Genomic DNA, 8,890 nt, shown 5'->3' on the forward strand with positions numbered 1-8,890 from the left:
ATATTATTCAGTACATAATGTAACGCTGAGCTAGCTCATTACGTACAGAAATTGTGTTTTTAAAGCACACCTAAATGGTGTTCTTTAAAAAAATTTTAAAATTTTTTAAAAAAGTTTAAAATTGATTTAGAAGGACAAAATGTTTTTCTAAATTGGAGAAATATTATAGAGGAGGAAAAACTCTATGGCTGATGATGTAAAAATTGTAATGTTTTGTTGCAACTGGTGTTCCTATGGAGGAGCAGACACAGCAGGTACTGCACGTATGCAATACCCACCGAATATTAGAGTTATTCGTGTAATGTGTTCTGGAAGAATTGATCCACAATTTATTTTAAAAGCATTTAAAGAAGGTGCTGACGGAGTATTTGTAGCTGGATGTCACATGGGTGATTGCCACTATGATGCTGGTAACTATAAATTAGATCGTAGAATGAGATTAGTTTATAAATTAGTTGAAGATATGGGAATTGGAAAAGAAAGACTTCACCACGATTGGATTTCCGCATCCGAAGGTGAAAAATTCTCTGAAGCTGTTAAAATGATGGTTAACAGAATCAAAGAATTAGGTCCAGCTCCATTGAAAGAACAATTAAATGCTGAAGAATAATTGGAGGAATGAATATGGCAGATAAAGTAAAAATAGGAACTATGTGGTTTGGCGGATGTTCTGGTTGCCACTTATCTATTGCAGATTTCCACGAATCTTTAATTGATGTTATGGAATTCGCTGACTTCGAATTCTCTCCTGTACTCATGGATACTAAATATGATGAAGTACCTGAATTAGACATTCTTATTGTTGAAGGTGGAATCAGAAATGATGAAAACAGAGAATTATCAGAAATGTTAAATGAAAAAGCAAACATGATTATTGCTTACGGAACTTGTTCTTGCTACGGTGGTATTCCAGGTCTTGGAAACTTATGGACTGTTGAAGAATTAGAAGAAGAAGCATACATTAACTCTGTATCTACTGTAAACCCTGATGGTATTATCCCTCATGAAGAGGTACCACATCTCGAAAGCAGAGTAAGACCTATCAGTGAAACTATGGATATTGATTTAATGATTCCAGGTTGTCCACCTCGTTCTGATGTTGTAGCTGAAGCTATTTTAACATTATTAAAAGGAGAAACAATCGAATTACCATCCACTAACCTTTGTGAAGTATGTCCTAGAGAAAAACCACCTGCTGGTTTAGCTATGGACTTCATTAAAAGACAATTTGAAGTAGGTGCTCCAGAATCTGACTTATGTTTAATTAGTCAAGGATTAGTATGTATGGGTCCTGCAACCGTATCTTTATGTGGAGCAGAATGTCCTTCCATTGGTATCCAATGTAGAGGATGTTATGGTCCTACTGCAAAAGTATTAGATCAAGGAGCAAAAATGATCAGTGCTATTGCATCTGACTACGGTGTACAAGAAGATAAAACTGTAGATCCTGAAACTGTTGCTGATCAATTAGATGATATTGTAGGTACTTTTTACACTTACACATTACCTGCAGCATTAATCCCAGCTAAAATGCAAAAAGGAGGAGAATAATATGGTTAAACTTACTATGGAACCTGTTACTCGTATCGAAGGACACGCTAAAATTACCGTGCATCTTGATGATGCTGGAAACGTTGAAGAAACAAGATTACACGTTATGGAATTCAGAGGATTTGAAAAATTCTTACAAGGTCGTCCTGTAGAAGAATTAGCAAGGATTGTACCAAGAATCTGTGGTATTTGTGATGTACAACACCACTTAGCAGCTGCAAAAGCAGTTGACCAAATCTTTGGATTCAATGATGATGACATTTTACCTGCTGCATATAGGATGAGAGAAATTATGAACTGGGGTTCATACATGCACTCCCACGCTCTTCATTTCTACTTCTTAGCTGCACCAGATTTAATTATTCCTAACGGAACTAGAAAAACTAGAAATGTTTTCCAAGTTATTAAAGACATGCCTGAAGTTGCACTTCAAGCTATTAATATCAGAAGAAATGGTTTAGAAATTGTTAGAAAAATTGGTGGTCGTCCAATTCACCCAACTTCCTCCACTCCTGGTGGAATTTCTACTGAATTAGATGATGAAACTCAAAAAGATTTACTTGCTAGAGCTAAACAAAATGTTGAATTAGCACAAGCTACTTTAGACTTAGCTATTCCTGTATTTGAAGAAAACATTGACTTAATCTCTTCATTAGGTAACTTTGGAGATACCAGACACTGTGGTCTCGTAAAACCTGATGGAACTTGGGATGTATATAATGGTAAAGTAAGAATTAAAGACAAAGATGGAAGTGACCTTCTCGAATACAGAAATGAAGAGTACACTGACATTGTTGCTGAACACGTAAAACCTTACTCCTGGTTAAAATTCCCATACATTAAAGAATTAGGATACCCAGAAGGTATTTACAGAGTTGCACCATTATCTAGGATTAATGTTTGTGATGACATGCCTAAAGAAGCACCTCTCGCAAGAGAAGCTCTTAAAGACTTCCGTGATGCTTTCGGATATGCTCAAGCACCATTATTATTCAACTATGCTAGACTCATTGAGTTATTAGCTTCTGCTGAATGTGCTGCTAATGCATTAGAAGAAGATTTATCTGGTCAAAAATTCCCAGATGAATTAGAAAGAACTGAAGGTAAAGGTGTAGGTATTGTAGAAGCTCCTCGTGGTACTTTAATCCACCATTATGAATCTGATGAAAATGGTTTAACCACTAAAGCTAACATTGTTGTTGCTACAATCCAAAATAACCCTGCTATGGAAATGGGTATTCACCAAGTTGCTAAAGACTACATCAAACCTGGTGTTGAAGTCGATGATAAAATTTTCAACTTAATGGAAATGGTTATCAGAGCTTACGACCCATGTTTATCTTGTGCTACTCACTCAATGGATAGTCAAATGAGATTAGCTGAAGTAGATATTGTAGACAGTGAAGGAAACCTCATTAAAAAATTCTAATTTAAGGGGGTTTATTAATGATTGTATTTAATGAAGATGGCTGTATTAAATGTGGGGCATGTGAAGGAACTTGTCCTACTTCAGCTATTGATGTAACACCAACTGCTATTGTACATTGTGACACTTGTGGTGGAGAACCAAAATGTGCTGATGTTTGCCCTAATGGAGCATTAAAAGTAGAAGATTATGAAATTGTTGAAGGCGTTAGCCAAGCAAGATTAGTATTTAACTCTATTTTATGTGATCAATGTGGTAAATGTGAAGAAGTTTGTCCACAAGAAACTATTAAAGTCACTGGTACAAAATTAAAAGAAGTTGAAGGTTTCTGTGTAATGTGTCAAAAATGTGTTGACATTTGCCCAGTTGATGTAATTGGTATTCCTGGTGTTAAAGAACCTGCAGAATATGATTTAGATCTCAAAGGAAAAGGTCCATTATACATCAAAGATTGTGTTGGATGTGGAACTTGTGTAGAACCTTGTCCTGTAAGTGCTATTACTCTTGATGAAGTGGGAAGCCCAATTACTGTAAATGATGATTGTATTAGATGCGGATTATGTTCCCAAACTTGTCCATGGAATGCAATATTCATTTCCGAAAAAATACCTACCAAACGTACAAAAGAAATTGAATCATTTACTTTCGACTCTGCTAAATGTATTGGATGTAACACTTGTGTAGAAGCATGTCCTGGAGATTTCATTACTGCTAATGGATCTACTTTAACTGTTGCTATTCCTAGTGTATGTGCTGCATGTGGTTTATGTGTAAAACTCTGTCCTGTTGATGCATTAGAAATTAATGTTGAATGGGGTGAAGCTTCACCTGTAGACTCAGAAGGTATTGGAAGAGATGTAGAAAAATGTGACTTTATTGGAGCATGTGCTAACAAATGTCCTACTGAAGCAATTCGTGTAGTTACCAAAACTGGTATGTCCTGCCCATCTTTAGTAGAAACTGATGCTGAACCATCTTTCACTAGTTGTATTAGATGTGGAGCTTGTGCTTCAGTATGTTCTAACGATGCATTGAAAGTTGAACAATATGAAATAACCATTGATGGTGAACCTGTTGTTAGAGATAGGATTTCATTCAATCCATCTAAATGTGATCAATGTGGTGACTGTATCGATGCATGTCCTTATGACATGATTCACAAAACAGAAAATCCTAAATTACCAATTGCAGGATTCTGTACTTTATGTGGTCAATGTATCGAAGCATGTCCTGAAGATGCATTATGCTACAAATAGGTGTGATAACACGCACACCTTATTTTTTCTTTTTTTTTAAAAAATAATTAATTTATAATTTATTCATTACTTGTTTTCCATTTATTATTGTCATTACGGGTTGCCCAATATATGTCCAGCCGTCGAATGGAGAGTATTCTGCTTTTGTTTCAAATTCATCTATATTGAATTTTCCTTCTTGTTTTAGATTTATTACTGTAAAATCAGCATCATTTCCAACAGCAATTTCACCTTTATTTTCAAGTCCGTAAACTTTAGCTGCATTTTTGGAAAAGATTTTTGAAATAATATTTAAATTAATATTTCCTTTATTTACTTCGGTTAATAGTAATGGAACGACAGTTTCTAGATTTGGGATTCCGGGTGATGAATTCCAGACTCCTTTTGTCTTATCTTCAAGGGTGTGAGGTGCATGGTCAGTTCCTATGATTGAGTCTTCATCCAGGTCAGTTATTCTCACACTTTCATTTTTAGGTCTCAATGGAGGATTGGTTTTCATGAATGTTCCATATGTATTGTATGCTGAATTATCAAGTAATAAATGATGTGGTGTAAATTCCCATGATATTTGCATATCTTTACTTGCACATTTTGCCATTTCTAATGATTTGGATGAACTTAAATGACATATATGTAATCTTAAATCATTTTTTTTTGCAAGTTCAATAGCTTGCATCACGGAGACATCTTCACTTTCTACTGGTCTTGCATAAGTGTAATCTATAGGAGTATTTTCTTTTGCTTCTTTTAATTTTCTGGTTTCGTTTTCAACGATAGATTTCTTTTCACAGTGTACACAAACAAGACCATTATAGTCTGTAGTTTTCTTTAATATTGATAAATCTTTGAATATTTTTTCTAAACTTTCGTCGCTTTCCAAATCCATAAATATCTTGAATGAAATTGGATTCAATTCAATCATTTTTTTCATTTCTTCAAGATTATTATGTCCTGCTTGAAGCTCAAAATTAACAACGGATTTCTTTTTTGCAATTTGAATTTTTTCCTTAAGGTGTTCATAAGTGTTAGTTTTAGGAATGGTATTTGGCATATCAATTACAGTTGTAAATCCCCCATTTGCAGCACTTAGACTTCCTGTTTTAAAATCTTCTTTTTGAGTTAATCCAGGATCTCTGAAATGGATATGAGGATCGATAAAACCTGGCATTATATAGTTATCTTTAATATCAATAACTTCATCTGCTTTTATAGGTATTTTTGATATTTCAGTTATTTTGCCATCTTCTACCTTAATGGAATAATTTCCAATCTTATTAACCAACTTACAATTTTTAATTACTAAATCCATTGTTAATCTCCTAATGATTATTTATTGCATATTTGTTTTTTAATATTTTTAAATCATAAGTTTTTTTTAATTTAAAAGTTATATTTATTTTCATGTCCCAAGTTTTAGATATTCTCAAAAGAGATAGAGAATTATTTTTCAATGATGTATGTATGGAGGGTATGGATTCAGATGGTTCTTTGGATATAAATTTAATAGCGGATTTTACTGAGTACAATCCTCTACATAATGGTCATTTTCATTGTATGAAAACTGCAAAACATATGTTTCCTGATTCATTATTTGTTGCTATTGTTCCGGGACTATTTGAAAGAAGTGGTAGAGGCATTCCATATATATTGCCAAGAGAAATTAGAGCAGAAATTGCAATTTCTGTTGGGGCAGACATTGTTGTTGAAGGTCCTCCAATGGGAATTATGGGATCTGGACAATATTCATTATGTCTTTGCAAGATGTTTAAGTCCTTAAACACAGATTATATTCCGAGAGGATATAAACCAAAAGAAGGATTTGATGAAATTTTAAAAAGAATAAATTTAGGTCACCATATAGCTCCAAAACCTTATAAAATTGTAGATAAAACTACTAATGAGATTATTCTAAAAGATAAACTTGAAGAAGATAATTATGTCATAACTTCATTTTCTAATTCTTTAAGCAAAATTGGATTTGACTATACTAATAAGTTTATTTTCGTTGAAAGAATTGAGGGTGTAAGTGGTACATTAATTCGTGAAAGTATTCAAAAGGATAATTTTGATGATGTTTTAGATATGATGCCCTCAAAGACTATTGAAGTTTTAAAAAGGGAAATTAAAAAGGATTCTATAATCTATGGGATTCGTGATGTTGAATCTATTTTAAATACGGCTAATATTTTTACTTTGGAGGAATTATCTGCCTTGAATTTGTTTAATGAAAAATTAGCTAAAAATATTATTGATAATGGTCCGTATAATACTTTGGAAGAATTAGAAGAATTTATTTTACATGGATTTTCATCTCATTTCCATCAAAGGATTTTAAGCATTCTAGAAAATCCCATTCCAAAAAAAATGGTTTCCAGATATATTGATAAATATCCATCAAATATTAGGATTTTAGGATATAAAAATAATGAAACATTAGAAAAATTTATAAAAAAAGTAAATAATGAAAATATTTCATTATTATAATTGTGTCAAAATAGTATTAATGATATTTTGAGGATTGCTGAGTGCAAATAATGCATCAGTAAATGTTGGGTAAGTTGAACTTAATAAAAATAAGTACACAATATAATATATCACAACTAAGATTACAATAACGAGAATTATTGTTAATAATATGTCAACAGCACCCATAGGTTCTTTTTCATCCTTATAATTTAAGTTATGAATATTTTTATCTTCAGTTGGCAATTCATTATCTTTATGTCTTAAACCGAAGCGATTTTTATTTTCTTTTTTAGATTCCTCTTTAAGAACTACTCCATCAGTCATTAACTCTTGTTCTTTTAAAATTTCTGCCCTAATTCTAGCTTCCATTTCTTCAGGGGTTTCTATTTTTGGTTCATTAACTTCTTGTGGTTCAAGAATTTCCTTAGGTTTAGGAGTATATTCTTTTCTAGTCAATGATCCATACTGTGCTTCATCTTTTGCTAGCTGTTCACCTAATGGAATCTCATTTTCATCAAAGTACAAGTCATCAAGATATTTTTCGTATTTATCTTCTAATTCTTGTCTAGCGGTAGTTTTTGGTGGTTCATAAGTGTGATCAGGGTAGATGAAATCATCACCTGTTTTTTGACTTAAATTTGGTTGTTGCATGTCTAATTCATTTTGAGCTACTTGTGGTTGTTGATAAATCTCTGAATCAGTTGTGTAGGATGATTCAAATCTTCCAGCATATTCAATATTCTCTTTTATATTGTATGGTGAGTCATCATTTATGTTGGATTCATTTGAATGAGATTCATCTTGGGTAGTGTATGGTATTTCAAAATCATCTTCATTTTGTGTTTGATATATATTATCATCGATATTTTGAGTATTAATTTCTGGGGATTCTGTTGCAAGAGGTTTTTGTTCAACAGGTTGAGCTTTTTCCTGAGCTTTTTTATCAATTGTAAGGCCCATAATTTTCTCTAAACATTCTTTACAGTAAATTTTACCTGCAATTTCTAAACTACATTCTTTACAAACAGATTTACCACATATTGCACAATTATCTGTGCTTTCTCTTTCAGGATGATAATAACATTCCATAAATTACACACTCTAAATGAATTAATTAAAAATTAATATAATAAAATAATATATTTTTCTTATAATTATATAAAACTTTTTATAATTATAGTTTTTTTTTAATAATTTGAAAAGTTAGTATGAATAATAAAAAAATAATATAATCATCATGTATGAAACTAATGTGTAGCATATAATATTTTTTCAACAACAATTTCAGATGCAATTAAATCATCTGTGGTTGCTAAAAAACTACCTAATGTTTCACTTGTGATTTCATAAATTATCTTATTCTGTTTTAATTCTGATTTTAAATAATTTTTATTATCTATTTCTAGTGAATCAAAGATTAATTTTGCGGATTCTTTATCATTGTAATCTAAATATATCATTCCTTTAATTTTCATTTTTTTCACTTTTTTTAATTTCTACTTTTTTTTAATATTTTTTCAAAATTATGGTAACATTTATTAATAACTTAATTAATATATTTAAATATTCTATCTATTACGATATATAATTTTTATATAGCTATTATTGAATTTGATTATATTATAGCTATTTTTATATTAAAACATGTTTATCATGTCATAGTTGTTTCGGAGGAATTATAATGGTTCGTGCTTATACAAGAAGAGATTATATTAGAAAAACCCCAAATTCAAGAATTGTACAATATGATATGGGTAATTTAAAAGATGAATTCCCAGTATCTGTAAGTTTAGCTGTTAAAAAACCAGCTCATATTAGACACAACTCTTTAGAAGCTGCAAGGATTGCTTCTAACAGATTAATGCAAAGAGCTGCTGGTAGAATGGGTTACCACTTAAAATTAAGAGTTTACCCTCACCAAATTGTAAGAGAAAACCCAATGGCAACCGGTGCAGGTGCGGATAGGGTACAAAGTGGTATGAGAAATGCTTTCGGTAAACCTATCAGTGTTGAAGCTATTGTTAAAAAAGGTCAAAAAATTGTTACTATCGATTGTAACGAGAAAAACTTTGAACAAGCTAAACTTGCATTAAAAAGAGCAGGTATGAAATTACCGGTTCCATGCAGAATCGTTGTTGATAAAGGCGAAGACTTAGTTAAATAAATTTTTTAACTAATTTTCTTTTTACTC

9 protein-coding genes are annotated in these 8,890 nt (G+C 31.7%); 6 read left to right on the forward strand and 3 right to left on the reverse strand.

The annotated features are described in order from the left end of the window. Window positions 1-184: 184 nt before the first annotated feature. Genes ACR0P1_RS06870 through ACR0P1_RS06885 form a run of 4 tightly spaced genes read left to right on the forward strand, consistent with a single transcriptional unit; the run spans window position 185 to window position 4,233 of the window. Window positions 185-610 carry a hydrogenase iron-sulfur subunit gene (locus ACR0P1_RS06870; protein ID WP_432645666.1) on the forward strand — a complete coding sequence of 142 codons (426 nt, stop codon included), beginning with the start codon at window positions 185-187 and terminating at the stop codon, window positions 608-610. Window positions 611-624: 14 nt separating this feature from the next. Beyond that, the gene (locus tag ACR0P1_RS06875; RefSeq protein ID WP_432645667.1) at window positions 625-1,551 is read left to right on the forward strand and encodes a F420-nonreducing hydrogenase; all 927 of its coding nucleotides are present in this window, start codon (window positions 625-627) and stop codon (window positions 1,549-1,551) included. A gap of 1 nt (window position 1,552) precedes the next feature. Beyond that, a complete protein-coding gene (locus ACR0P1_RS06880) occupies window positions 1,553-2,980 on the forward strand; it encodes a Ni/Fe hydrogenase subunit alpha (RefSeq protein WP_432645668.1) in 1,428 nt (475 codons plus the stop codon). 17 nt (window positions 2,981-2,997) lie between these two features. Beyond that, the gene (locus ACR0P1_RS06885) at window positions 2,998-4,233 is read left to right on the forward strand and encodes a 4Fe-4S binding protein (protein WP_432645669.1); all 1,236 of its coding nucleotides are present in this window, start codon (window positions 2,998-3,000) and stop codon (window positions 4,231-4,233) included. A gap of 52 nt (window positions 4,234-4,285) precedes the next feature. On the opposite strand, the gene ACR0P1_RS06890 is transcribed toward ACR0P1_RS06885, so the two are convergent. Further along, entirely contained in the window at window positions 4,286-5,542 is a 1,257-nt protein-coding gene (locus ACR0P1_RS06890; RefSeq protein WP_432645670.1) for a dihydroorotase, read from the reverse strand. Between the two features lie 92 nt (window positions 5,543-5,634). On the opposite strand from ACR0P1_RS06890, the gene ACR0P1_RS06895 reads away from it, so the two are divergent. Continuing rightward, window positions 5,635-6,717, forward strand: a complete 1,083-nt coding sequence (locus ACR0P1_RS06895; protein WP_432645671.1) for a nucleotidyltransferase family protein — start codon at window positions 5,635-5,637, stop codon at window positions 6,715-6,717. Here the strand turns inward: ACR0P1_RS06895 and ACR0P1_RS06900 are convergent. Together ACR0P1_RS06900 and ACR0P1_RS06905 are read right to left on the reverse strand one after the other, a co-directional pair. Next, on the reverse strand, window positions 6,712-7,788 hold the full coding sequence (locus ACR0P1_RS06900; RefSeq protein WP_432645672.1) for a hypothetical protein: 1,077 nt from the start codon (window positions 7,786-7,788) through the stop codon (window positions 6,712-6,714). The genes ACR0P1_RS06895 and ACR0P1_RS06900 overlap by 6 nt on opposite strands. A 158-nt stretch (window positions 7,789-7,946) precedes the next feature. After that, window positions 7,947-8,174: a KEOPS complex subunit Pcc1 gene (locus tag ACR0P1_RS06905; protein ID WP_432645673.1), complete on the reverse strand. Its 228-nt coding sequence runs from the start codon at window positions 8,172-8,174 to the stop codon at window positions 7,947-7,949. Between the two features lie 206 nt (window positions 8,175-8,380). Between ACR0P1_RS06905 and rplJ the strand changes: the two genes are divergently transcribed. Further along, window positions 8,381-8,863, forward strand: coding sequence for a 50S ribosomal protein L16 (rplJ, locus tag ACR0P1_RS06910; protein ID WP_432645674.1), 483 nt, complete (start codon window positions 8,381-8,383; stop codon window positions 8,861-8,863). Window positions 8,864-8,890: the final 27 nt, after the last annotated feature.

It is taken from the genome of Methanobrevibacter sp. (assembly GCF_050872065.1).
Classification (GTDB): domain Archaea; phylum Methanobacteriota; class Methanobacteria; order Methanobacteriales; family Methanobacteriaceae; genus Methanocatella.

Coding starts and splice junctions, on each gene's coding strand:
- rplJ (WP_432645674.1), top strand. CDS start 8,381: ATGGTTCGTGCTTATACAAGAAGAGATTATATTAGAAAAACCCCAAAT.
- ACR0P1_RS06875 (WP_432645667.1), top strand. CDS start 625: ATGGCAGATAAAGTAAAAATAGGAACTATGTGGTTTGGCGGATGTTCT.
- ACR0P1_RS06885 (WP_432645669.1), top strand. CDS start 2,998: ATGATTGTATTTAATGAAGATGGCTGTATTAAATGTGGGGCATGTGAA.
- ACR0P1_RS06900 (WP_432645672.1), bottom strand. CDS start 7,788: ATGGAATGTTATTATCATCCTGAAAGAGAAAGCACAGATAATTGTGCA.
- ACR0P1_RS06895 (WP_432645671.1), top strand. CDS start 5,635: ATGTCCCAAGTTTTAGATATTCTCAAAAGAGATAGAGAATTATTTTTC.
- ACR0P1_RS06905 (WP_432645673.1), bottom strand. CDS start 8,174: ATGAAAATTAAAGGAATGATATATTTAGATTACAATGATAAAGAATCC.
- ACR0P1_RS06890 (WP_432645670.1), bottom strand. CDS start 5,542: ATGGATTTAGTAATTAAAAATTGTAAGTTGGTTAATAAGATTGGAAAT.
- ACR0P1_RS06870 (WP_432645666.1), top strand. CDS start 185: ATGGCTGATGATGTAAAAATTGTAATGTTTTGTTGCAACTGGTGTTCC.
- ACR0P1_RS06880 (WP_432645668.1), top strand. CDS start 1,553: ATGGTTAAACTTACTATGGAACCTGTTACTCGTATCGAAGGACACGCT.